We start from the raw sequence: 23,774 nt of genomic DNA, 5'->3' as shown, positions 1-23,774 counted from the left end.
CAACCATAGTCCATGAACGGCACTTGTCAGTGTAAATGCGTATATTACCAGGGTAATTTTATCAAAAATTTAAGAATTTCAACTAAAAAAAGTGATATCTTAAAAAAGACAATTTATCTTCTACTCATCAAAACTCGAAAAAAATGAATATCTCGGGCAAATCTACTCTCTCTGGTTCATTAGTGGCATCAGCAACCACCTTATCCCTAGTTTTGGGAAATGCCATCCCCGCTGTTGCTGCAAGTCTGACTTTAAACTCAGTTACAGGTCGCTGGACAAATCCCAATGTTAATCAAGTGTATACCAACGGTGTTGATACAAACGAGATTCGCTGGGGTTGGGCTGCTGAGTCTCAGCAAAGCGGATTCCGCTTTGATGGTGCTACAAATACATCTGTAAGTTTTGAAAAAGAAACCAATGTATTGCTAGGTAAGTTCACTCACTTTAACTTTCCTACATATTCAGGCACTGGTATAGATGCTGTTGATTTAGACATCACTCTCGACATAGAAGGAAGCACAAAAAGCCTGTTCAAATATACATTTGGACTCGAAGAAACAATCAACACGTTTTTCTTAGATGAATGTCCCGCATTCCAGGTTAGTAATACACCTTGTGATGACAGAATCACCTTTGCTTCTAAATCTCAAGACACCACATTCTCAGTGGGTGGAAAAGAATTGACTCTGCAACTACTCGGCTTTAGTAGTACTCCTGACGCTTTTAATCCAATTTCTAGTTTGATTACTGAAGAAAGAGCAGCCACTGGTGCGTACTTGGTTGGTCGCATCAAACCACCAGTAATTTTGGCTGACAAGAAACCACCAGTAAGTACTCCTGAGCCTGGCGCATTGATTGGTTTTTCTGTGTTGGGACTTTATTTGTTTAATCGTCGTCCCAAGTTTCAACGGTCTTAATTGCAGAGTGAGAGGGTGAGTTAATTTTCTAACTAGTTAGTTAGCTATAAATATGTATAACTATTTTTGTGGCGCTGGCAAGTAATAGTATCTTGTTAGCGCTGTTTATGGTGTTTTCACGGCAGATACAGAAAAACCTGCGTTAATTATAGGGATATCGGCTGATGGTTTAATTACATCAAAACTGCTATGAATTGATAACTATAGCGGGCAAGATGCCCGCACCACAAGATTTATATCATTTATATCATTTATACTTGTAATCCCACCGACATCAATAATACTTTGGTCGGTGACGAAAATTTGCAACAGACTCTACCAAACCTAAACCAATAAAGTTGGTCAGCATGGCGGAACGACCGTAACTCATCCAAGGTAGGGGAATTCCAGCTACAGGGGCTAAACCAACGGTCATACCTACATTAACAATTAGCTGAAACACAATCATTGACAAAACACCAACAGCCAACAATGAGCCAAAGTTATCTTTGGCAGTTTGAGCTATACGCAATAAGCGAAAGCAAATCAAGCAGAAGATAAATAAAACCACTAAACAACCAACAAAACCAAATTCTTCCCCTACTGCGGAAAAAATAAAGTCTGTATGCTGTTCAGGGACAAAGTTAAGTTGGGTCATGGGTCCCTGGAACAAACCCCATCCCCAAATTTCACCAGCACCTATGGCAATGCGAGATTGGTGTTGGTGATAGCCAACTCCTAAAATATCATATCCAGGTTTAAGAAATACTGTCAGGCGGTCTTTTTGATAGTCCCTCAATACATGATTCCAGACAAAAACCCCTAATTCACCACCCAAGAGGTTGAGAGCTAATGCACCAATGCCATTGAAGGCAAATTTACGCCAAGGGAGAGTTTGCCAACCCAAAATGCCCATAGCGATCGCCCAAACTAACCCTAAAAGTCCCACAGATATGACATTAAATAAACTTATGGGCTGGGATAAAGGCCAATTTATGCTAAAAAGAATCGCAGAAATCACGGGGGAAATCATCAGGATTAGCCAACCAGGGTTAGCATTTGCCCAGTACAGCATTCCCAAGACCACAGCACCAAACACCAAGGATGTTGCTAAATCTGGCTGTAAAAATATTAATGCCCAAGGAATGGCAGTAATAGCCAAAGCACGGAATACACTTTCTACAGTTGAGGCTGTGCGCTGGTGTAAGACAGCAGCTACAGTGATAATTAGTCCAATTTTGGCAAATTCCGAAGGCTGCACATTGAAGCCACCAATAGTAATCCATCGTTGCGCCCCTTTAGCACTAGTGCCAATAATCATCACGGCAATTAGGCTGAGGTTTGTTAAAGTGTATGTCACCCAATGCCACTGGATCAAATTTTCATAACGAGTACGAGCTAAGAACAAAGCTATCACAGCACCGATGGCAGCCACCAGCCAGTGCGACCAATAATCAGTCACCGGTTGAGTTAGTTCCGTACTCATGATCATCAGTCCACCAAACATACTGACACCAATAGTCAAACACAAGAGTAGCCAATCTATTTGTTGCCAAGGCTTAATCCAACGGTGCCAAGGATTTCTGCTGCGCGGACGTTTTAACAACATTGTCTGATGTGAGGCGGTAAATTTACTGAATACTTTGATCTGTATTCCCAGGCCATAACCCAGGAATCAGAGAAAAATTAGAAATTATTAGAAATTAATTATGTCAGTGCGGCAACTGATATTTTACCGGCGATATTCAGCGCAATCATTGTTAATGCTTTTGCTGAGGCTGAATCAGGGTCAGCAACCACTACGGGTATACCGCTATCACCGCCTACCCTGGTGGAAATTTCCAGTGGGATGCACCCCAATAACGGTACTCCCAACTCAGATGCTGTCTTGGAACCGCCACCAGAACCAAAAATGTCATACTGCTTATCTGGCATATCCGGCGGAACAAAGTAGCTCATATTTTCTACTATCCCCAAAACTGGTACATTCATTTGTTGGAACATCCGTAATCCTTTACGTGAATCTAACAGGGCGACATTTTGCGGTGTAGTGACAATTACTGCTCCTGACATCGGTACTGCTTGAGTTAACGTTAATTGAGCATCCCCGGTTCCCGGCGGCATATCTACAATTAAATAATCCAGTTCTCCCCATTCCACTTGATAAAGAAACTGGCGAATTACTCCATTCAGCATTGGACCGCGCCAAATCACCGGCTGATCTCTGTCAATCAAAAAGCCCATGGATACTAACTTGACACCGTGATTAAAAGCAGGTTCCAGAATTTCACCTTTATCTGTGGAACGCACCATAATTTCAGCATCAGCCAGGCCCAGCATTGTTGGGTCGTTAGGTCCGTAAATATCAGCATCGAGTAATCCCACTTTAGCCCCTGTTTGCGCTAAAGCCACGGCTATGTTTACTGCCACTGTGCTTTTACCAACACCGCCTTTGCCACTGGAAACAGCCAGAATATTTTTTACCCCTGTGATTCCTGTTCGATCCGGCAAGCTTTTTTGTTGGGGTGTTTCTGCTGTTACATCTACCCTGACTTCCGTAACGCCGGGTAGTTTTTTAACAGCTTTTTCGCAATCTTCCACAATAAATTCTCGTAGAGGACAGGCGGGTGTGGTCAACACCAAAGTGAAGCTAACTTTGCCTGCTTCTATTTTCACGTTGCGAATCATGTTTAGTTCCACTAAACTTTTGCGGAGTTCCGGGTCTTGTACTGGTCGCAAAACCTCCAGGACAGAGCGGGAATCGAGAACATCGTACATACTGTTTTTACTGTTACTCTCGTAACAAAATTTAAGAAAATTTTATTATCATCTACATATAATATTAACTTTCTTTGGCACGTGAGAAGCAACAGAAGTGCAACCGGAAGGTACAAAGCGCTTATAAAATAGGTAATTAAGGTCTGATGTTAACCGAAAATGTTTACATCAAGAATTACAAACAAAACCCAGTCAATATACAAGCCTATACGCATTTGAGGGAAAATAACTCTAGTCATGCCCATCAATCCTGTCAATGCTGGTAAGTTTAAAAAAGCAGATTAGGCAAATTTAGGGTGATTATTGGCTTTTGTTACCCAACCGTGGGTTTTTGTAAATTTTAATTTAAGTTCGGGAATTTATGTTGATTAACTCGCAAACGCCAACTAAAATAGCAAAAACATCTCAATTTTTACCTGGAACTGACTCTCAGCCGAGGGTGAGTCGGTTTATGAAACAACTACAAGATGAAATTACCGAGCAACTGACAAAGTTAGATGGTGTAGGTAGGTTTCATGAAGATAGTTGGGAACGTCCAGAGGGGGGAGGTGGGCGATCGCGAGTGCTGCGTGATGGGGCAATATTTGAACAAGCTGGGGTAAATTTTTCTGAAGTTTGGGGTTCTCATCTACCACCCTCGATTTTAGCCCAACGACCGGAAGCAGCTGGACATGGGTTTTATGCTACAGGTACTTCCTTAGTTTTACACCCCAAAAATCCTTACGTCCCCACCGTTCATCTCAATTACCGCTATTTTGAAGCGGGTCCAGTATGGTGGTTTGGCGGTGGTGCTGACTTGACACCTTATTACCCCTTTGCTGAAGATGCAGTGCATTTTCACAAAACACTCAAGGAAGCTTGCGACCAACATCACCTAGAGTATTACCCGGTGTTTAAGCGCTGGTGTGATGAATATTTTTACCTCAAGCATCGTCAGGAAAGTCGAGGTGTTGGGGGGATATTTTTCGATTATCAAGACGGACAAGGCTTATTATATTGCGGTTCTGACCCCAATGGACAAGCGGCTACTTATAGTAACCAACAGGATGCACCAGTTGGCCGCAGTTGGGAAGATTTATTTACTTTGGTGCAAGATTGTGGTAAAGCATTTTTGCCCGCCTATGTGCCTATTGTGGAAAGGCGACAAGGAAAAAAATATGGCGATCGCGAACGTAATTTTCAACTGTATCGTCGTGGTAGGTATGTAGAATTTAATCTGGTTTATGACCGAGGTACAATCTTTGGGCTACAAACCAACGGACGCACAGAATCAATTCTCATGTCTTTACCTCCCCTGGTGCGTTGGGAATACGGTTATCAGCCAGAACCCAATACCCCAGAAGCTGAGTTGTATGAAACCTTCCTCAAACCCCAAGATTGGGTAAACTGGAAATTAGAGACTTTAAAATAAAGTACAATAGTGCTTGATAGATCAGGCACTAATTAAATCTAATTAAATCTTGCTTGAACAATGTTGTGGTGAGTTAAACTACCAAGTCTCAGCAATAAGGCATTACCGGGACGTAAAACCAAAGCTGAGAATATCCTCAACGCGATCGCAAGAGTCACTGAGAAGTTAACACTACATTGCTGCTCGTCTTTGTGGTTTGCGTTACCTATATCCTGTTAAACTCAAGTAACAGTACTTGATAATTTTGGTTCTGGTGAGTCAACTGATGAACTAACAATGAACTAAACTACTAAAAACTAGTTTTTTTGGCTCACCAAACCCAATACTAAATTTAGACCAGTGTTACAGGGAGGATTAGTGACTGAAATAGAACAGACAACCCATACAACCCAAGACGGTAATACCGTTATTGTCTTAACACCACAAGGACGTTTGGATATCACAACAGCTTGGCAGTTTCGGCTGAAGTTACAAGAATGTATTTCCAAAATGGGTAAACACCTTGTTGTGAATCTAGCTCAGGTAAGTTTTATTGATAGTTCTGGTCTCACTTCTTTGGTTGCAGGGATGCGCGATGCTGATGCAGCCCAGGGTAGTTTCCGCATTTGCAATCTACAACCAGAGGCAAAACTAGTGTTTGAAGTGACAATGATGGACACTGTTTTTGAAATCTTTGAAACCGAAGAGGAAGCTTTAGAAGGTGTACCTCGCAGTATGGCTGGCTAAAAAAGATTAATCATTAATATTGTTCTCGCCTTGTGTAGCAATAAATTCTCAGAATTGCTCACCAAGTGGCTTTTCGGCTATCAGAGTCAAAAAAAGCCATTAAATTACCAGACTTAGCTACGGATACCTGATAGTTAAGTTCTCCAGTACAATCATTGAACAAAAGAATGGGATACAAGCCCCGTCCTTCTAGGACGGCTTTTTAGTGTGTTATACTGTGAACTGTCAAGAATCACCGACCTTCAAAGTCGGTGAGTATGTCAACCAGCTAAATACTCACCCAGGGTAATTGAACTAGATGAACAACCCATAAAAAAAACTGATCGGGAACCTGAACTTGGCAAAGTAGCCTTTAGGAGACAAAATGTAATAACGTCGCCCTTAACATTCTTAACATTTTATTCGTGAATAACATCCGTACTGTTTCAGATACAAAGCAAGCTTTCTACTCCCTTCACACCCGGCCAATTAACACAATTTACCGTCGGGTCATAGAAGAACTAATGGTAGAAATGCATCTACTATCAGTGAATAGCAATTTTACCTACAATGCAATTTATGCCCTGGGCGTCGTCACAACTTTTGACCGCTTTATGCAAGGCTACCTACCAGAACAAGATCGAGCATCAATTTTCCAGTCTTTATGTCAGGCTATGGAGCAAGAACCGCAAAGCTACCGACAGGATGCCGAACGGCTGCAAGCTTTAGCTAAAGACATACCAGTAACTGATTTAATCGCGTGGTTAAGCCAAACCACTCATTTAGATCGTGATCCTGACTTACAAGGGCAATTGCAAGCCATTGCTAATAATTCTGGGTTTAAATACAGCCGCTTATTTGGAATTGGTTTATTTACCCTGCTAGAACAATCTGATCCCGAGTTAGTCAAGGATGAAAAGCAACGCACTGAGGCATTAACAACTATTGCTACTGGTTTACATCTGTCGGAGGAAAAACTCATCAAGGACTTAGAACTATATACTTCCAACTTGGAAAAAATGGCTCAAGCCCTGGTAGTTATGGCAGACATGGTTTCCGCTGATCGCAAAAAACGCGAACAGCGTCAACAACAAACAAGTACCCCAACAGCCCCCCCATCAGCCAATTAATAGATAAACCTGCAAAAATGGTGATTTTGACCGAACAAGGGGAATTTTTATCTCCCCTTGTTGATCGGTATTACCTTTTAAGGAGCAGGAGTTGTTTCAGGTGGTATAGGCACTTGGGTAGGTAGTTGATTAGGTAACACTGGAGACATTATATCAGGATTCCCACCGGGAACTGGTGTAGGTACTCCCCCCGGACTCATAGGAAAATTAGGGGGATTTAATGGGTCCGTGGGTAGTTGAGAAGGTCCTGGTATAATTCCCAAAGACACGCGATCGCCACCTACTTGCCGCATCACGTCTAAAATGGAAATTACATCATTATAAGTTGCCGTTCGTGATGCGTTCAGCACCAAAGTGCCATTAGGGTTTGCTTGGAGGTACTGCCTTAATTTTTCCGGTAGTTGTTGTCGTTGTACAGGTTGTTTTTCCACATACAGATTACCCACAGCATCAATAGTGACAATTTGGGTAGCACTTTCTGAAGTGATACCAGTAACTGTACTTGTACTGGCTTTGGGCAAATCAATATTAATTGCCTGTTGTCGAGTAAATTGCAAAGCAGCCAACAGAAAAAAGGTCAAGATACAAAATACAACATCAATTAAGGGCAGGATTTGAATTTGTGTTTCTTCAACTGGAGTATGCAGATTAACTTTCATGGCGTGAATTCTCAGCTAATTCTCAGGATCTAATGACTCAGGTGTATTCAAAGATTCAGGAGGCTTAGGAAAAGGCCTTCTCTCTCTCTTCCGATCAGGATTAGGATCTTCTGCTGCTGATTCCTCCAGGATGACTGAGGTAATTTTGTTATAGTCAGGTGGAGATTGACGATATAACAATTCCATCTCATTTCCCGCCTTGCGAAAAATCTTAATTTGATCAACCACAAAACTTTGAAATAAGCGATAAAATACCAAACTGACAATGGCAACAATCAACCCCGCGGCGGTACTGATTAAAGATTCGCCAATACCAGTAGTCACACCAGCCGTAGATTCGGTTCCTAAATCGCCAATGCGAATGGAGCGTAAAGATTGAATCAACCCCAAAACTGTACCCAGTAATCCCAACAGAGGCGACAGGGCGATGATAGCTTCTAAAAGTTTTTCACCCCGACGCATTCCAGCTATTTCATCCTCTGCGGTGGATTCCAATGCTAGTCGAAAAGTTTCCGGATCACTTTTCTGGAAACTTAACGGGGCATAAAGAAACCTCCCAATAGGCTGATGGCGGGCATTTTTAGCAATACTCGCCGCTATTTCCCAACTGTCTTGAGCAGCATTCAAAACACGATTCACTATTTCCTTTTCCTGGGTAATGATTCGCAACCAGAACCACAAACGCTCAAAAATCACGCTGATAGACAGCACTGACAAAACAAGCAAGGGCCACATGGCTGGGCCACCCTTCTTAAACAAATCTAAAATATCCACTGGCTAGGTTTCCTTTCTCCACTGTTACAGCAATCATCCCACAGCATTTTAATTCTAAAGATTAATGCCTAACCACCATATTCCTACATAACTGGACTTTAGACTAAAAGCACATTAAACAACATCTTCTACTGTGCTGGGTCTCTGATCTAGACAAATCTGGGGCGGTTATTCCTACCGGACATTGGGCGCGTAATTTGTCAAAATTAATCATAACAGGAGGGTCAAGATATGAAATTTCCAGTTCAATTCCTATATACCTGGTATCGTAATTTGCTTCGTAATCCTATGTGGCGTTGGTGGGTGATTTTAGGAACACTCGTATATATTCTCAGCCCCATAGATATTGCTCCTGATTTTTTACCCATTCTCGGACAAATTGATGATGTTTTACTATTGTCGATTGTATTCTCTGAGGTATCTGGCTTAGTCATGGCCGGTTGGAAAGCTCGTCAGGGTTCTGACCAACCTAGCAATGAAACTGTAGATGTTGATGCTGTTTCCATTGACTAAATATCTTCGGCAAATTCTGTCAAGAATCTAAAAGCTTTCAAGATATAATTTACACAATCTTGAGGAGATGTGTTATAGAATGATGCCCAAGCCGAGGCTTTATCCTCATCATAGCGATCGCCTCTTTCCGGGTGTTGTTCCAACCAAGCCAACCGCACAGCATGGCCAATGAGTACATCTAAAACTATATACTCTTCTATTTGTAAGCTGGGATTGTTAGCGACAATTGTCGCTAACTCCATCAAAGCTTCAATATTCACTTTGCGGTATTCCGGCGCTTCAATTTTATTGAGTAAATGCTCAATTATTAGGGCAAAGTTCTTTTCCCCTGGTGTCATTTCCGACAAAATTAATTCACTATCTAAACGATTGCGCCGCTCTAGTTTATCGCCAATCACAATTCCTTTACAATGCTTCATTAATAGCCAAACTTGTTGAAAGAAATCTTTTGGTACTCGGTTGAGCGCTCCTTCTCCTTGGCGAAATCTCCGCCAACCACCGGGGGGGACTGTACTTTCTTCTTTTTCGTTGGTGGGTAGCACTACCCAAGCAATATCAGTTTCTTTTTGCTTGACGTGCAGTAATTCTTGTTGGCGTAACAATTTACTGATACCCGTATAACTTGTTAGTACTTGATGCAGACGCATTTTCACCTCAAAGGGTGATAGTTCCATTAAATGCTCATAGGCTTCATCTTGAGTCACGCCTAACCCTTGTGCTAATTCACTGGTAATTAACAAGATCAGATAGCCAACTCTCAGGGTGAGTAGACCTTGAAACAATTCTGGTTCCGACCTCATTAATACACCAAGATAGATGATAATTTCTTGGGTGAGGACGCGATCGCGGATATCTTCACGACAAAAGTTATTAATTCTCTCAATAATTTCACTGTGGGGCATAGGCACAGAAATCAGGGATGATTGACTATAAGCTCTACCCACAGCAATTTGCTTACCTCTTACCAAAATACTTGTTACCGCATCTGATAAACCAATATCAACCATTTGTCTTAATCCCGCAGCCCGACGCACCACCGCCCAAATACCTAAATCTCCTGCTTTGGTGTAGACTTCATCCACTAAATCAGCTACTGTTACTGGGTGGGTCGGTCTACCAAAACCCGTATCAAAATCTAGTCCTTGCAAGCGAATTAAAGTTTGTAACAGTTCTATTTGTGCATATAGATTATCTGAAGAACGCAAAGAAGAAAGCAGCAGTCCCAAGTTAGTTTCGCATTCCATCTGGAATTCTTGCGTATGTCCTAAACGCCAGTTTCCTTGAGGATTATAAGCCAAGTAATAGCCAAGAGATTTGGCATTGTTGATTGGTAAATGGGAAAAATTTTCCTCTGGTAGAAAATCAATTCTTTGCATCCTCCCTGTCAGCATAACCTGGTTGAGTCTGCCTAATTTCACCTGGACACCATTACACACACCATTTTTTAGTTCCTGCATTAGTTCTAATAAAGCCTGAGAACCAATTTCTAACATGGTGTGGGTCAACATTAACGTCAGGGTAGGACGACCTAAATCAATCCAGTAATCCCGAATGTAAGCCAGTTCACTTCTAATTTGATCTACCAGAAAATGGTAATCAAGGGTTAAATAAAACTGTTGTGAATCTAAAAACGAAGGCAAAAATACAATGGTCTGATTGTGAATGCGAAAAAATCTAGATGTAGTCAAACTGCGTAAGCGCCGCACGGGACGACCAGTTAAACCGAGTTTGTCATTACGTCCAATTTGAGTATAAATAGCCGAAAGTTCCTCAGCTTTTCTAACTTGAATTGGTTGCACTTGCTTGGGTGTTTGACTTTCAATTCCGTAAACTTCCAGTTTGGCCTGCAGGTCCTCATCCTCGGCTAATAAGGCAATTTGTACTAAAGCCTCCCGCTTTTTACCTATACATAAGTGTCTACCCAAGGGGTCAATGTCCCCCAGGGCTATTAAGCCTTCATGTAATAGCTGTCCAAGCAAATATAAACTTTGCGCCCAAACTAGGGGTATATTTTCATTGGGTAGTCGGGCTTGGCTTTGGGGGGTTAGTTTTTCCGCTTCTACTTTTTCCGCCGGGACATAATAAAGTTCTGGTAATAAACCTACCCCGTCACCTTCAATCAATAATGACTGCAAACGTTCTTGGTAATTTTCAACTTGTTGGCTATCACCACGAAACAACCCATCTAGAAATAAATAAGTAAAGAATAAAGGCCACTCACATTCAATATACTCAAATTGCTTTAGTTCCCAAGGTTCGTAGTGGAGCCGTTGGCTATCTTCTAAAACAGTTTGATGTCCATCCCGTAAAAAGCGTTTGCAGCCGTATTTGCCTTGGAGCTTATCAATAATATGATTAAACGTGCGATCGCGTAACTGTTCATCTTCAATCCCAAAGGCGGGATAACTAATTATACTTAACAATGCAGCATCAATTTCTTTAGACGCTGATTCTCTGGGTAACAGAGATTCTAAGGTAATGCGGGACCGGGCGATTTCATCCGGTAGAACGTGAATTACTGATCCTTGACTACCACGCACACCAAATAAATCTAGTCCATTAATAGCTTCTAAAGCGGCTTTAGCCATACCTATAGAACTAGCATTTAATTCAGCATTACCATGATTAATTTTATTACCTCGTTCCCAAATGCCGTAATCAGCAGTGCGGTAGGCGCGTCCAATGTAATAAACTAAGTTTTGGATAAAATTTACTTCATCAATGGTGTAAATAATTTGCAACCCTGAAGCAGTCATTTCTGCCAGCATCAGTAAAAATATAGATGTGGCATCAATTTGTAAATGTCCCCACTCGTCATCTCCCACTACAATGTCAGCAGTAGTAGTGTTGTATTTAGCGTGTAGCCCATCTAAGAGTGACTGGGTGTGTTTAAATTTCTCCACCTTATGGGATTGACGCAACATGGCAAAGAGTAGCCCCCGCATTAGTTTAATCACACTATGCTCTAGTTCATAAGTGCGTCCCTTGTCTTCGTCAATTTTGCGGTATGCTAGTGCTAAACCCCAAACTGCCAAAATGCTGTAAACATTGTCTCGTACCCAAGCATCTGTATAGTCACCGTGGGCGGTTATTGCCGTACTCGCAGGAAGTAAACCAGTAATGGGATTTTGACGGGCTAAGATAATTTTCTTGATTTGCTGGTAGTAATGTTCCAATCGATCTGACAATTCGGTAACTGTTTTCATAATTTTACTTTGGCAGGTGAGAAGATGAAGCCTGGTTATTGTGGGTATTCGTGAGAAACAAAGGGTATTGGTACTACCTCGCCTGGGGTGTCTCCTATTTTAACTTTTAAGCCCACACCACCTACTTTACTGCGAATGTAACCGAGTCCAAAATAACCATGGGCAGTTTCTGTATAACTAGTAAGTTTACCAATTTTTTCATCCCCTAGGGTAATGGCAGTGCCAACTTGTGCCGGCCCATCAAGGCGAATACCCCAGAGGTACTGCTTGACCCCTTTATATGTATTTAACCTGGCGATGGTTTCTTGACCGATATAACAGCCTTTATTAAGGGAAATAGTTTGCCATAAACCCACTTCTAAGGGGTTATAATCTTCTGTTAGTTCTGCCTCTGGTACTGGTCTTCCTTGTAGTATTCTTAAGACTTCCCAGGCGCGATCGCTCATTTCCACTGCCCCTAGGGCTAAAATTTTCTGCCATAATTGCTCTTTGGCTGAGACTGGGAAAATCAAAGTATATCCTGGTGTTGCTAAACCACTACCCACAGCTACCATTACCCCTTCCACCAGTTGATGATGATTGTGGGGTTGACCAATAATTGCTTTAGCGCCCAGGTTTTCTATAATATTTTCACTTTGGGGACCCATAAGGCTAATGGTTGATGTTTCTGCTGTGACATCTTTCAATTGCACTTGATCAGCAAAAAAGATGTAGCGATCCAGCCATTCCATCAATAACTGACGACGGCTAGGGGAGGTCAGCAACAACACTGCATCTTCTAAAACATAGGCACTGACTAGATCAATAGTGCGGGCTGTGGATGACACCATCACAGTATCACAGCCCTGTCCTGGTTGGAGAATTTGCAGGTTGTTAGTGCTTTGATTGTGTAAAAACCGGAGACGGTCATGATCAGAAACACGGATGCGTCCCCAGTGAGAGCGATCGCACACCGCCACCCCGTCCGTTGCGGCTTCGATAGCTGCTGTATCCTGGGCGTTAGTTGCAGATGTTGGCATGGTGATGAAGAGTTGCCCTGTTTGATGTTCAAAAATTTTTCCCTAGCAAATCTTAGCATATTCAGCTTTTCAGTTTCCAACATGAATAAAAAGATACAAAAACCTATATTATTAATGTGTAGTTTATGATTCACTCATCATGGTATCTCAACATGACAGTTACGATACAGAAAATCAAATGCTGGCCGGGGAAAAGATGCAGCAAATGGTTTTTGGCTCGTTAATAACCCAATCAATCATCTACGTAGCCGCTAAACTAGGGATTGCTGATTTACTCAAAGATGGCGCTAAAAGTTGTCAAGAATTAGCGCAATCTACAGAGGCTGATCCCGATTCACTATACAGAGTCATGCGGGCTTTGTGTAGTATTGATATTTTTACGGAAATAGAAAACCGTTGTTTTCAGCTAACACCCATGGCAGAATATCTCCGCAGTGATGTTCCTGGTTCCCTACGGGCGATGGCCATCATGTACGGTTGTGAAAGCTGGCATTGGCAACCCTGGGGAAACATTCTCTACAGTGTCAAAACTGGCAAACAGGCTTTTGATCATGTTTTTGGAATGCCCATATTTTCCTATTTGGCTCAACAACCAGAAGCAGGAGCTATATTTAATGCCTGCATGACAAGCTTTACTAGCTCATATATCAATAGTCTCATATCTAGTTACGACTTTTCATCAATCCACACCTTAATTGATGTTGGTGGTGGAAATGGTACTCTGATTGCTGCCATTCTCCAAAAATATCCAACTGTTAAAGGTGTAGTTTACGAACAAGAGCAAGTAGCTGAGGAAGCCAAAAAATATCTAGAAGCAAGGGAATTAGATGGACATTGGCAAGTAATGGCTGGTAACTTCTTTGCCAACGTACCGAGTGGTGGTGATGCTTACATCATGAAACATATCATTCATGACTGGGACGATGAAAGCTGTATCAAAATTCTCCAAAACTGCCGTAATGTTATGCCAGATAACGGCAAAGTTCTAGTTGTAGAAAATGTGATTGGCAATATTAACGAACCTTCTCCGGGTAAGTTCCTTGACCTGGAAATGTTAATCATGACTTCTGGGGGGCGTGAACGCACTGCAACAGAGTTTCAACAACTTTTTGCTGCTGCTGGGTTACAACTTACTAATATTATTCCTACTGGTGCTAACCTGAGTGTCCTGGAATGTGTCAAAGGTTGACTCTAAGTTGACTCTAATTTGATTTACACCCCAGAGAGTAATAACAAAGTGCATTATTTTGCTGTACACAGCATTCCTTCCGGTTAAATTAGGGTGCTGTGGTTTTTTTCACAAATACAGCCCGATACACTGGTTCACCTTTGTTGTGGGTGGCTATTTCCCTTTCTGTGGGTACTGGTAAGGGGTTTTGTGTTAACCACAGTTGTGTACCAACCCTTTCATATAAGGGATTTTCGGCAAAGCGATCGCGCATTTCGGTAGCCACAAACTCAATATCTGATTGTAAAAACACAATTCCCCCAGGGGCTAGATAATCAGCTAATTCTGTGACTAATTGCGGTTGTACTATGCGGCGTTTAGCATGACGGGCTTTAAACCAAGGGTCGGGAAATTGAATAGTGACACGCTGTAAAGTTCCTGGAAGCAAAGATGATAACAGAGATTGCAGGGAATTATTCACATTGCCAAATAAATAATGAAGATTTGTTAAACCCAATTTAGAGCTTAATTGATTAGCCTCCACTACCAGGGGTTCGCGAATTTCTAAACCCAGAAAGTTCCAGTTGGCTTCTATCTGCGCCATTTTTAATAAAAACCTACCCCTAGCGCAGCCAATATCTAGATGTAATGGTTGGTTGGGCTGTGTATAAACTTTGTCCCATACTAGGGCATCCGCCGGCGTTTGATACTTTCGTGCCAGTGGGTTTACGTGTTGACGCACTCGGACTACTGCCAAAATTAATACTTCTCCTTTTGTAAAAAAACCCGCTAGAATTTAAAATCTAAAAGAAAGGTTTTTCCAACCCGTCAGAGGGAACTTAAGTAACCGCAAATCCTGACCAATAACAAATAACAATTTTACTTACTTCTTGTTAACATTATCCTCAAAACCAATGGTTTGCAATTTTCGCTTTGCTATAGCTAGTGACCTACATATAGCCCTTCCCCATACTATTTGGGATCATCCTAGCCGATTTCATCTAGTGGAGGTAAGTATCCCGGCTTTTGAAATAGTCATAGAACACTTAACACAACTTAACTTAGATTTCCTCTTACTTCCTGGAGACTTAACTCAGCATAGTGAACCAGCAAATCATCTTTGGTTGCAAGCACGATTAGCTGAATTACCTTTTCCTACTTATGTTGTTCCTGGTAATCATGATGTTCCTGTGCTGATGTCCAATGAACAATCCATTGGTTTTGCCGACTTTCCCCAATATTACCGTAAGTTTGGCTACGACAACCCCCACCAACTTTATTATACACATGAATTACTGCCAGGAGTGCGGCTGATTGGTCTTAATTCTAACTTTTTTAATGAGGAAGGTGAGCAAATCGGGCGTTTGGATGAGCAACAATTTACATGGTTAGAAGAGGTACTAGCAGCAGCAGATGATGAATTGATCATGGTGATGATACATCACAATGTTATTGAACATCTGCCCGATCAATTGCGCCATCCCATAGGCAAACGCTATATCTTGGAAAATTCACCCCAGTTATTAGCAGTTTTACGGCGTTATGGCGTTAAGCTAGTATTTACAGGACATTTGCACATTCAGGACGTGGCTTACTCACAAGGGGTTTATGACATTACCACAGGTTCGTTAGTGAGTTATCCTCACCCTTATCGTGTGCTTGAATTTAAACAAGACAATTACGGTAGACAGTGGTTAGAAATTATATCCCATCGTATAGAAACAGTGCCTGATTTTCCCAATTTGCAACATTTATCACGTCAGTGGATGGGCGATCGCTCCTTCCCATTTATAGTTAAACTGTTGACTCAGCACCCGTTAAATTTACCATTAGCACTGGCAGAAAAATTAGCTCCTGGTTTGCGGGACTTTTGGGCAAATATTGCCGACGGGGACGCTTTATTAGACTATCCCCAATTTCCTCCTTCCCTCCGTCGCCATATTCAGACCTATGGTGTCATGGCCGATGGTGTTCCCACCTTCATTGATAATCACAGTAGTTTGCTGTTAGGAGATTGGAATTAAATTATTCAACAGTCAGGGGGCGACAAATCCCAAAAACAGAGGTGTAGCCGTGTACAAAGGTGTTACCACTCACCGGACCTATTTCTCCATTACAGAAAAAGCCACCTATGGGTATATCCTGAATGTAACGCCGGAACAACTCTGAATCAAAGTTAGACCGACCGTAAAGACCTTGACCACGACCCAAACAAGAAAACATCAAAGCCCCAGAGGGGGCTGGGGAATTTTGTTGTTTTTGATATTGTTGCAGCAGTAATTCCAGGTCTTCAGCAGAGGCTTGTGCATCACGCAATTGAAATTGTAGGCGTTGACCAGGGCGGACAGTATCTCCAATGGCGATGGCTCCCCCCAAGGGATCTACCCCCAAGATACTGCGAATTAAAAAATCTCCCTGTTGTACAGTCAGTTTAAATTGATCCATGACTACGCCTACAAACAAAGAGTGCTGTGCTAGCATTCGGTCTTGTTCATTCAGGCTAGAAATTAAATTTTGTAACACCTCCAAGGGCGCTGTTTCATTGATTTCCACAATGATATTACCCTCAGCTTTTGTGACCTGCATAGGCTGACCGATGGGGCGGCATCCTTGAGCTACAATTGTGTCTAAAAGAATGTTGCCACTCAATGCCAACCCCACCGTTCCCTGACGATACATCTGTTGATAAAGTCCGTTAGCGGGATCATGACAAAACAGGGATGTCTGACGATTTGAACTCCCAGAGCTAGCCTGTCCCCCGACGATCACAGAACCAGGGTAGGCAAAATCCAGCCCCTGTAATAAATCATTAATTTTTCCAGAAAAGGCACTAGGGAGTAATATAAATTGGGGCGATGGAAAGGGCTGCACACCAATTAAATTTATCCAGGCGTTTGGTGAACTATCCAAGTCTGGTAATTCGTCTCCCAACAAATGAAAGGCTTGTACATTCACACCTGGTAGGTGAGCTAAAGTCAGGCTAATAGCAGCTTCTGCTTCTAATTCTTCAGGTTCTCCTGTTGCTTTGGTACCAACTACTCCCACACCACTGCAGCCAATAATTACTGGGACTGAAAGTTTTTCAGATAACAGCGGTAAAAGTCGGGAATACTCACTCGCAAAAGCAGAAGAAATAAATACCAGCCCTAGATCCGCAGACGCTGTTAACGAGGATACAGCTTGTTCTACTACATCTGTAACCGCTGCTTCTAAAGAGGGACGGGTTGACAGGGCATTTGCCCACTGCATTTGGTCTGCCATGAATTTTAGGCTATTTTTTTGGTTACTCTACTTATATTTTATTTTTACTCCTCCTACATATACTACAAACAGGGATGTTTTTTTAGTCTCCAACCTCATGAAACATTTTTTTTAGCGTTGCGTGTCCACAGGGTTAACCTCCAGATGACAATGAAGCAGACTCCTGATATCAGTGCCCCTAAATTGAATCTGACAGATGTTTTAATTAAGTTGGCAGTCTGTTGTTCCTTAGCTCTATCAGCATTATTGAGAACATTTTGACCAGCAGTTGCAATTGCCTCAGACATTTGTTTTTTCAACTCATCGGGAGCTTGGTTAGAGTTTGGTTCTATAGCAATATTTAAATTTGCAGCTATCCTCAATAGTTGTTGAGAAGATGTCACCTGTTGCAATCGTTCTGTGATTTGTTCGATCTGCTCTTGCTGTTGTGCTTGTTGATTAGTAAATTGGTTGTTTATGTTTCTATAGAGTGTAAGAGTGTTGTTGATACCCAACGGTAACATTAACAGAAAAATTATCCCAATGGTTAAGGCTAACCAAGAGAAGAATTTTAGTGTAACTATTTCTTTGCCTTCAACAATGCTGTTATGGTTGAATAAGAAGATAAATGTAAAACCAAGCAAGATGCTCCAGACATTATCCACCATTGTACCAATGGTTTGAAATTCCCAGCTAGGATTTGTTAATTGGGGCGGTATAAGAATTGCTAAGTAGTTAATCACGGAAAATGCCAGCAGCGCATAACCGACAAATCTTAATAAGCCGAATGATCGCTTTTCCTGGATTTCTGTGATTGTGATCGGTTCATAGGAGACTTTTGGTCTTTTGTTTGTTTTCATTGGCTATGCTATAAGTCTGGTTTGATTGGGTGATTGTGGCGTTCAATTTCTATATCTTTCGCCTTTGGTTAGTTAGTCGATGCTTATGTGACTTTGATTTCTGTATTTACCTGGTACTGGAAATTAAACTGTATATATAGGAACTTAAACAATATTAAAACATAAACTGTATCATACACAGCAAACATCAAAAAATCCAGATTTTTTCCTGATTATTTACATTTTGTTTACATTTTGCGTATTACTACTAAGAAATAATCCGCTCAAATGTTCAATTACAGAACTTGTATTTTTTGTCAATATGTAATTTATTTAAATAAATGTATAATAAATCTTAATAAAATACGGTTAATACCAATAATTATTAATATATTCCTAAGTATTTTATTCAAGATGGAGCATTAAGCTAAAATACCTAAAGTAACAGGTAAGTTGTTAGAATGGTAAACTATAGAATAAAGACATACCATTCTCAAAGTTTTTATATACTGGTACTACAACCATACAAAGAGACTAAATTATGAGCGACATCCAACAAACAATCGAAACCGAAATAGAACAAGCGCGTGCTGTCTGTGATATATCAGGTAGCAACTCTGCTGAGTGTGCCGCTGCTTGGGATGCAGTGGAAGAATTACAGGCTGAAGCTTCCCACCAACGTAACAAAAAGCCCAAAAATTCCCTAGAACAGTACTGCGACGATAACCCAGAAGCCGATGAGTGTAGGCTTTACGACGACTGAAAAGTGAGTTGGTAAATTTGTTCTGCCCCAAAAGCAAGCAACTAAAAACTCACTTAGTGATATCTTGCACCCAGTCGTTAACTCCATATCTAATCCAAATATTCCCCTTTTAATCATCGTATAAATAATCAGGTTCGGTCTAGGGGGTTGTGGTTGAGGGTCTATGATACTCTTGAAAAACTACAAAAATAGGATTTTTTGGGTATTCCCCGTGGTGCTATCGGCTAGGGCAAGATATTGAGGCACAATGAATAATTTTAATTATGATTATTATGATTAAACTTATGATAACTCTAAGTAAAAATTATGAATGAGGTTTGGTTTCGCCAGTTTGTCTGGATTGACTATCGACTGGCTACATTATTTTTAGTGTTTATTCCTTTAGTTCTGCTAATTTGGGCATTTGTGCAAAAGGCTGAAGGGATGCAACGCTTGTTAACTATTTATTGGCGAGTTTCTAGTCTTCTAGCTATCACCGTTTATTTGATGATTGCTCAGTACCCAGTTAGCTTTATTTCCGGGTTAATAGCCAGAATTTTGATTCCCATTTCTTTGTGGTTTTGGGTGGATCTCAATGATGAAATTGAGTATCAGCCTAGTAGTCCTTTAAAGTTTGTTTTTATCTCTTGGCGCTGGGCTGTGACTGTTTATTCTGTTGTGGGTGCAATTGCTCTTGTTCCTTTTGTGGGGTGTGCTGTGTCGGAAACAGCGATTAAAACTCCCTATTGTCAGGTTTGGTTTGAAGCACCGTTACTGTTTAAACAGTATTTCCACTATAACAGTAAGCCAGCTTTTCTGGGCTTTCTGGGTATTGTTGGTTTAGTGGTTTATGTAATTTATTTGACTCAATTCGTCCTGGTTAGATTGGGCAAACAGGGACGTTCAGCCACACAACAGTAGTTAAGATGAATAATTCTATTGGTAAGCGGTTGGAACAATACACCAGCAAACGTCCCCAAGAGGTATTGCTGGTGACGGTGGAACTGGGCGATCAGCAAGATAAGGTGGCAATTTTTAAGGGTTTTTCTAGTTCTTTGATGCGCCCCACGGCTTTTGACCCGGATGTGGAAGTTATTCCAAATGGGGCAAGGATTTTGAGTGTTGATCGCATTAAAAGTCCTTATAATCCTGAAAACCCCCAATATATCGAACCAGAAATTTCAGGAGAAGCTTTGGAAGACCTACTGGCGGAAGTTGGTGTTTAGTGGTTATTGGTCATTGGTTATACTTTCGTAATTATGTCTCGTTCTGGATATACTCTACCGGTTTTTGCTTGTGCTGCTGCTATAGCAGCTTTACACTGGTTACGCCATAGTCAACCCATCAAGTCAGTGTCAGTGAATTTGATTTCACCGGCGCAAATAGCAGAAATACCTATTGAACAGGTGGGGGGACTATCGGAGGGGATGGCTTTGGCAATTACCCGCAGCGAACCAGGTGATAATCTGGATTTAACCAGAAATACCCCCATTTGGGTAGTGGTGGAATGGAGGAGGGGAGATGGGGAAAGTGTAGTTATTCAAGGAGGGGAAGGTGTTGGTAAACAAGTGAATGCTGGTAATCAGCCGGCGATTTATGCTTATGCTCACCAGCTGCTACAACAGAATCTCAAGGAAATGTTGGCAGATGACGAGAAAATTACAGTAAAGATTATATTACCAGAAGGGCGATCGCTTGCTGTTCGCACCTCTAATTCCGCTTTTGGCGTGGTGGAGGGTCTGTCGCTGTTGGGGACTAGCGGTATTTCTCAACCTTTAAGTACACCGGATCAATTAGCTTCTTTTCGCAGAGAATTACAAGATAAAGCCGGTCGGTTTGAAAGTTTAGTATTTTGTATTGGCGAAAATGGTCTTGATTTGGCGCGTCAAATGGGTATTAATCCTGAACAACTGGTAAAAACCGCTAATTGGCTAGGTCCGTTATTAGTAGAAGCTGATGTGTTGGGAGTTAAGGAAATTTTATTGTTTGGCTATCATGGTAAATTGATCAAGTTAGCCGGGGGAATTTTTCACACCCATCATCACTTGGCTGATGGTCGCCGGGAGATTTTAGCCGCTCATTGTGCCTTAGCTGGTTTAAAATCAGAAGATATAGAGATTGTGTTTCATAGTCCCACAGCTGAAGCAGCGTTAAAACACTTAAAGTTTTTAGACTCCACCACCGGTACAGATTGGGTTAATCAGGTTTACAGTGCGATCGCCGCAGCCATTGATAGCCGTTCACAACAATATATTCACAGCCATACTGCGCGGGGGACAAACACTACGGTTTGCGGTTCTATTCTCTTTGACCGCGATCGACAAATTATTGTCAAGAGTAAAATTGGTTGTGTCTTCAAGCAAAAATTATGTTAATTTATGATGAATAATCATAAATAACCCAGATAACTATTTTTTCTAGCACCCACTTTCCCTTATAATGCTTGTCTAAACATGGGTTGAAAACCCCGTCGTTCTACGACGGCTTTTCTTGATCTACCTTACATTCACAACTCCCACCCCCATCATGAATACAGTGGTGACTCTACCAACCGAACAGGTCTCTCAAATGGAAAATTTGGGAAAACTCAACCGTCAAATCATCATAATTTTGGACTTCGGTTCCCAATATTCGGAACTAATTGCCCGTCGTATCCGGGAAACTCAAGTATACTCGGAAGTCCTATCACATCGTACCACATCTGAACGGTTACGAAAACTAAATCCCAAGGGCATTATTCTTTCTGGTGGTCCAAATTCAGTTTATGCTGATCATGCTCCCCACTGTGATCCGGAAATCTGGAATTTAGGCATTCCCATCTTGGGTGTTTGCTATGGTATGCAGTTGATGGTTAATCAACTGGATGGGGAAGTAGCCCAGGCTGATCGTGGTGAGTATGGCAAGGCATCATTATATATAGATGATCCAACAGACTTATTAACCAATGTGGAAGATGGTACCACTATGTGGATGAGTCACGGTGACTCAGTAATTAAAATGCCATCGGGGTTTGAAGTATTAGCCCATACCAATAATACACCCTGTGCTGCCATTGCTCATCACGGCAGAAAACTTTATGGTGTACAGTTCCATCCAGAAGTTGTACATTCTCTAGGTGGTTTAGCATTAATCCGTAATTTTGTTTATCATATCTGCCATTGCGAACCCACCTGGACCACAGAAGCTTTTGTAGAAGAAGCAATTCGGGAAATTCGCGCCAAAGTTGGTGAAAAACGGGTACTGCTGGCCTTATCTGGCGGCGTAGACTCTTCTACTCTGGCTTTTTTGCTGTATAAAGCTATTGGCGAACAGTTAACCTGTGTGTTTATTGATCAAGGCTTTATGCGGAAGTTAGAACCAGAACGGTTACTCAAACTATTTAAAGAACAGTTTCACATTCCGGTTGAATACGTTAACGCCCGCGATCGCTTTTTAAGTACAATTGCCGGAGTCACAGATCCTGAAGAAAAGCGCCGTCGCATTGGACATGAATTTATCCGCGTATTTGAGGAAACATCTAAACGCCTGGGACATTTTGATTATTTAGCCCAAGGAACTTTATACCCGGATGTAATCGAGTCTGCTGATACCAATGTTGACCCGCAAACAGGGGAACGGGTAGCGGTAAAAATTAAGAGTCATCACAATGTTGGTGGTTTACCGAAAGACCTGCGCTTTAAATTAGTAGAACCCCTGCGGAAATTATTTAAAGATGAAGTACGTAAAGTAGGGCGTTCCATTGGTTTACCAGAAGAAATTGTCCAACGCCAACCCTTCCCCGGACCTGGTTTAGCAATTCGCATTTTAGGCGAAGTAACACCTGAACGGTTAAATATTCTGCGTGATGCTGATTTAATTGTCCGTCAAGAAATTAATAAAAATGGTTTGTACCACGAGGTTTGGCAAGCCTTCGCCGTGTTGCTTCCAATTCGGAGTGTGGGGGTAATGGGTGATAAACGTACCTATGCTTACCCGATTGTACTACGAATTGTTACTAGTGAAGATGGCATGACTGCTGATTGGGCGCGGATACCTTACAATGTTCTAGAGGAAATTTCTAACCGCATTGTTAATGAAGTAAAGGGTGTGAATCGTGTGGTTTACGATATTACTTCTAAGCCCCCTGGAACGATAGAATGGGAGTGATGTCTAACTTTGCTAATTTTAGGTATGTATAGACACGGATGAAGGTTTTTATCTGTGTCTGTTTTTTCTGTCATGGTCGTAAGAGGGATTGATATCATGTCCTGGTTGCTACTCTTGATGAATAATCTAACCCCGAATCACAGTAATATTTCTCCCCATCGGACTAACAGCAATTTCTGTAGTAGTTCTCTCACTCATGGGGGGTATATCAGCACGACGGTCAAAAACCACTAGCCAACCTGTATTTAAATTTAAACCAGATAAATATTTATCTAATTGTTTTAATCCCACATTTAAAGGATCTGGTTTCCCCTGCTTCCATACCTTTAATTCCATTCCTAATACTACTTGACCATAACGTAAACATATATCCATTCTCCCCGAACCGATCGCATATTCCCGGTCTAGAGTCCCACCACCATTGACTACCCGGTGTAAAAATGCCATTAACACTAAATGGGGTGCTATTTCTGGGTATGGTGTACTTTTTAATAACGGTTCTCCATGTTGTCGCCAAAAATCTAGAAACGCGTCTAATAATTGTTCTG

General features: G+C 41.6%; 21 protein-coding genes and 1 pseudogene. 12 read left to right on the top strand and 10 right to left on the bottom strand.

The window, feature by feature from the left end:
* Positions 1–143: 143 nt before the first annotated feature.
* The gene (locus tag NWP17_RS07470) at positions 144–917 is read left to right on the top strand and encodes a THxN family PEP-CTERM protein (protein ID WP_280654284.1); all 774 of its coding nucleotides are present in this window, start codon (positions 144–146) and stop codon (positions 915–917) included.
* Positions 918–1,191: 274 nt separating this feature from the next.
* Here the strand turns inward: NWP17_RS07470 and rodA are convergent, their stop codons facing one another.
* Both rodA and NWP17_RS07460 read right to left on the bottom strand, forming a co-directional pair.
* Entirely contained in the window at positions 1,192–2,505 is a 1,314-nt protein-coding gene (rodA, locus tag NWP17_RS07465; RefSeq protein ID WP_280654283.1) for a rod shape-determining protein RodA, read from the bottom strand.
* 98 nt (positions 2,506–2,603) lie between these two features.
* A complete protein-coding gene (locus NWP17_RS07460; protein ID WP_280654282.1) occupies positions 2,604–3,674 on the bottom strand; it encodes an Mrp/NBP35 family ATP-binding protein in 1,071 nt (356 codons plus the stop codon).
* A 361-nt stretch (positions 3,675–4,035) separates the two neighbouring features.
* Between NWP17_RS07460 and hemF the strand changes: the two genes are divergently transcribed.
* The 3 genes from hemF to psb29 all read left to right on the top strand — a co-directional run bounded on the left by hemF (position 4,036) and on the right by psb29 (position 6,920).
* Positions 4,036–5,085, top strand: a complete 1,050-nt coding sequence (hemF, locus tag NWP17_RS07455; RefSeq protein ID WP_280654281.1) for an oxygen-dependent coproporphyrinogen oxidase — start codon at positions 4,036–4,038, stop codon at positions 5,083–5,085.
* A 357-nt stretch (positions 5,086–5,442) separates the two neighbouring features.
* The gene (locus NWP17_RS07450; protein ID WP_280654280.1) at positions 5,443–5,811 is read left to right on the top strand and encodes an STAS domain-containing protein; all 369 of its coding nucleotides are present in this window, start codon (positions 5,443–5,445) and stop codon (positions 5,809–5,811) included.
* A 404-nt stretch (positions 5,812–6,215) separates the two neighbouring features.
* On the top strand, positions 6,216–6,920 hold the full coding sequence (gene psb29 / locus NWP17_RS07445; RefSeq protein ID WP_280654279.1) for a photosystem II biogenesis protein Psp29: 705 nt from the start codon (positions 6,216–6,218) through the stop codon (positions 6,918–6,920).
* A gap of 77 nt (positions 6,921–6,997) precedes the next feature.
* Here psb29 and NWP17_RS07440 read toward each other — a convergent pair whose 3' ends face one another.
* The gene (locus NWP17_RS07440) at positions 6,998–7,579 is read right to left on the bottom strand and encodes an ExbD/TolR family protein (protein ID WP_280654278.1); all 582 of its coding nucleotides are present in this window, start codon (positions 7,577–7,579) and stop codon (positions 6,998–7,000) included.
* Positions 7,580–7,594: 15 nt separating this feature from the next.
* Positions 7,595–8,353 carry a MotA/TolQ/ExbB proton channel family protein gene (locus tag NWP17_RS07435; protein ID WP_280654277.1) on the bottom strand — a complete coding sequence of 253 codons (759 nt, stop codon included), beginning with the start codon at positions 8,351–8,353 and terminating at the stop codon, positions 7,595–7,597.
* Positions 8,354–8,584: 231 nt separating this feature from the next.
* On the opposite strand from NWP17_RS07435, the gene NWP17_RS07430 reads away from it, so the two are divergent.
* Positions 8,585–8,866: a YkvA family protein gene (locus NWP17_RS07430; protein WP_280654276.1), complete on the top strand. Its 282-nt coding sequence runs from the start codon at positions 8,585–8,587 to the stop codon at positions 8,864–8,866.
* On the opposite strand, the gene NWP17_RS07425 is transcribed toward NWP17_RS07430, so the two are convergent.
* Complete coding sequence (locus NWP17_RS07425) at positions 8,863–12,072, bottom strand: glycoside hydrolase family 15 protein (RefSeq protein ID WP_280654275.1); 3,210 nt, start codon at positions 12,070–12,072, stop codon at positions 8,863–8,865. The two genes, NWP17_RS07430 and NWP17_RS07425, sit on opposite strands and share 4 nt — an antisense overlap.
* Before the next feature lie 35 nt (positions 12,073–12,107).
* Positions 12,108–13,091, bottom strand: a complete 984-nt coding sequence (ygfZ, locus tag NWP17_RS07420) for a CAF17-like 4Fe-4S cluster assembly/insertion protein YgfZ (protein WP_280654274.1) — start codon at positions 13,089–13,091, stop codon at positions 12,108–12,110.
* Positions 13,092–13,230: 139 nt separating this feature from the next.
* On the opposite strand from ygfZ, the gene NWP17_RS07415 reads away from it, so the two are divergent.
* Positions 13,231–14,280, top strand: a complete 1,050-nt coding sequence (locus NWP17_RS07415; RefSeq protein WP_280654273.1) for a methyltransferase — start codon at positions 13,231–13,233, stop codon at positions 14,278–14,280.
* A gap of 88 nt (positions 14,281–14,368) precedes the next feature.
* Here the strand turns inward: NWP17_RS07415 and trmB are convergent, their stop codons facing one another.
* On the bottom strand, positions 14,369–15,016 hold the full coding sequence (gene trmB, locus NWP17_RS07410) for a tRNA (guanosine(46)-N7)-methyltransferase TrmB (protein WP_280654272.1): 648 nt from the start codon (positions 15,014–15,016) through the stop codon (positions 14,369–14,371).
* 157 nt (positions 15,017–15,173) lie between these two features.
* Here trmB and NWP17_RS07405 point away from each other — a divergent pair, with 157 nt between their 5' ends.
* Positions 15,174–16,283, top strand: a complete 1,110-nt coding sequence (locus NWP17_RS07405) for a metallophosphoesterase family protein (protein WP_280654271.1) — start codon at positions 15,174–15,176, stop codon at positions 16,281–16,283.
* Position 16,284: 1 nt separating this feature from the next.
* Here NWP17_RS07405 and NWP17_RS07400 read toward each other — a convergent pair whose 3' ends face one another.
* Both NWP17_RS07400 and hpsJ-A read right to left on the bottom strand, forming a co-directional pair.
* Positions 16,285–17,520 (bottom strand): FIST signal transduction protein, encoded by a 1,236-nt coding sequence (locus NWP17_RS07400; RefSeq protein ID WP_280654270.1) that lies wholly within the window; start codon positions 17,518–17,520, stop codon positions 16,285–16,287.
* A gap of 95 nt (positions 17,521–17,615) precedes the next feature.
* Positions 17,616–18,359, bottom strand: coding sequence for an HpsJ-like protein, cyanoexosortase A-associated (gene hpsJ-A, locus NWP17_RS07395; protein ID WP_280654269.1), 744 nt, complete (start codon positions 18,357–18,359; stop codon positions 17,616–17,618).
* 520 nt (positions 18,360–18,879) lie between these two features.
* Between hpsJ-A and NWP17_RS07390 the strand changes: the two genes are divergently transcribed.
* The 5 genes from NWP17_RS07390 to guaA all read left to right on the top strand — a co-directional run bounded on the left by NWP17_RS07390 (position 18,880) and on the right by guaA (position 23,226).
* On the top strand, positions 18,880–19,101 hold the full coding sequence (locus NWP17_RS07390; RefSeq protein ID WP_280654268.1) for a Calvin cycle protein CP12: 222 nt from the start codon (positions 18,880–18,882) through the stop codon (positions 19,099–19,101).
* Positions 19,102–19,404: 303 nt separating this feature from the next.
* Positions 19,405–20,001 carry a DUF3177 family protein gene (locus NWP17_RS07385; protein ID WP_280654296.1) on the top strand — a complete coding sequence of 199 codons (597 nt, stop codon included), beginning with the start codon at positions 19,405–19,407 and terminating at the stop codon, positions 19,999–20,001.
* Positions 20,002–20,006: 5 nt separating this feature from the next.
* On the top strand, positions 20,007–20,306 hold the full coding sequence (locus NWP17_RS07380) for a DUF7734 family protein (protein ID WP_280654267.1): 300 nt from the start codon (positions 20,007–20,009) through the stop codon (positions 20,304–20,306).
* A 33-nt stretch (positions 20,307–20,339) separates the two neighbouring features.
* Positions 20,340–21,455, top strand: a complete 1,116-nt coding sequence (cbiD, locus tag NWP17_RS07375) for a cobalt-precorrin-5B (C(1))-methyltransferase CbiD (RefSeq protein ID WP_280654266.1) — start codon at positions 20,340–20,342, stop codon at positions 21,453–21,455.
* A gap of 151 nt (positions 21,456–21,606) precedes the next feature.
* The gene (gene guaA / locus NWP17_RS07370; protein ID WP_280654265.1) at positions 21,607–23,226 is read left to right on the top strand and encodes a glutamine-hydrolyzing GMP synthase; all 1,620 of its coding nucleotides are present in this window, start codon (positions 21,607–21,609) and stop codon (positions 23,224–23,226) included.
* A gap of 126 nt (positions 23,227–23,352) precedes the next feature.
* On the opposite strand, the pseudogene NWP17_RS07365 reads toward guaA, so the two are convergent.
* Positions 23,353–23,774, bottom strand: a pseudogene (locus NWP17_RS07365) (ATP-binding protein); the annotation flags it as partial.

Origin of the sequence: Chrysosporum bergii ANA360D (assembly GCF_029891735.1) — a bacterium.
In the GTDB taxonomy this organism is placed as follows: domain Bacteria; phylum Cyanobacteriota; class Cyanobacteriia; order Cyanobacteriales; family Nostocaceae; genus Umezakia; species Umezakia bergii.
The sequence above is the reverse complement of the archived record's forward strand: the minus strand, read 5'-3'. Positions and strand labels throughout refer to the sequence as shown.

What these genes read in the sequence shown, in the direction of transcription:
- NWP17_RS07470 (WP_280654284.1), top strand. Translation starts at nt 144, where the DNA reads ATGAATATCTCGGGCAAATCTACTCTCTCTGGTTCATTAGTGGCATCA.
- rodA (WP_280654283.1), bottom strand. Translation starts at nt 2,505, where the DNA reads ATGTTGTTAAAACGTCCGCGCAGCAGAAATCCTTGGCACCGTTGGATT.
- NWP17_RS07460 (WP_280654282.1), bottom strand. Translation starts at nt 3,674, where the DNA reads ATGTACGATGTTCTCGATTCCCGCTCTGTCCTGGAGGTTTTGCGACCA.
- hemF (WP_280654281.1), top strand. Translation starts at nt 4,036, where the DNA reads ATGTTGATTAACTCGCAAACGCCAACTAAAATAGCAAAAACATCTCAA.
- NWP17_RS07440 (WP_280654278.1), bottom strand. Translation starts at nt 7,579, where the DNA reads ATGAAAGTTAATCTGCATACTCCAGTTGAAGAAACACAAATTCAAATC.
- NWP17_RS07430 (WP_280654276.1), top strand. Translation starts at nt 8,585, where the DNA reads ATGAAATTTCCAGTTCAATTCCTATATACCTGGTATCGTAATTTGCTT.
- NWP17_RS07425 (WP_280654275.1), bottom strand. Translation starts at nt 12,072, where the DNA reads ATGAAAACAGTTACCGAATTGTCAGATCGATTGGAACATTACTACCAG.
- ygfZ (WP_280654274.1), bottom strand. Translation starts at nt 13,091, where the DNA reads ATGCCAACATCTGCAACTAACGCCCAGGATACAGCAGCTATCGAAGCC.
- NWP17_RS07415 (WP_280654273.1), top strand. Translation starts at nt 13,231, where the DNA reads ATGGTATCTCAACATGACAGTTACGATACAGAAAATCAAATGCTGGCC.
- NWP17_RS07405 (WP_280654271.1), top strand. Translation starts at nt 15,174, where the DNA reads ATGGTTTGCAATTTTCGCTTTGCTATAGCTAGTGACCTACATATAGCC.
- NWP17_RS07400 (WP_280654270.1), bottom strand. Translation starts at nt 17,520, where the DNA reads ATGGCAGACCAAATGCAGTGGGCAAATGCCCTGTCAACCCGTCCCTCT.
- hpsJ-A (WP_280654269.1), bottom strand. Translation starts at nt 18,359, where the DNA reads ATGAAAACAAACAAAAGACCAAAAGTCTCCTATGAACCGATCACAATC.
- NWP17_RS07390 (WP_280654268.1), top strand. Translation starts at nt 18,880, where the DNA reads ATGAGCGACATCCAACAAACAATCGAAACCGAAATAGAACAAGCGCGT.
- NWP17_RS07380 (WP_280654267.1), top strand. Translation starts at nt 20,007, where the DNA reads ATGAATAATTCTATTGGTAAGCGGTTGGAACAATACACCAGCAAACGT.
- cbiD (WP_280654266.1), top strand. Translation starts at nt 20,340, where the DNA reads ATGTCTCGTTCTGGATATACTCTACCGGTTTTTGCTTGTGCTGCTGCT.
- guaA (WP_280654265.1), top strand. Translation starts at nt 21,607, where the DNA reads ATGAATACAGTGGTGACTCTACCAACCGAACAGGTCTCTCAAATGGAA.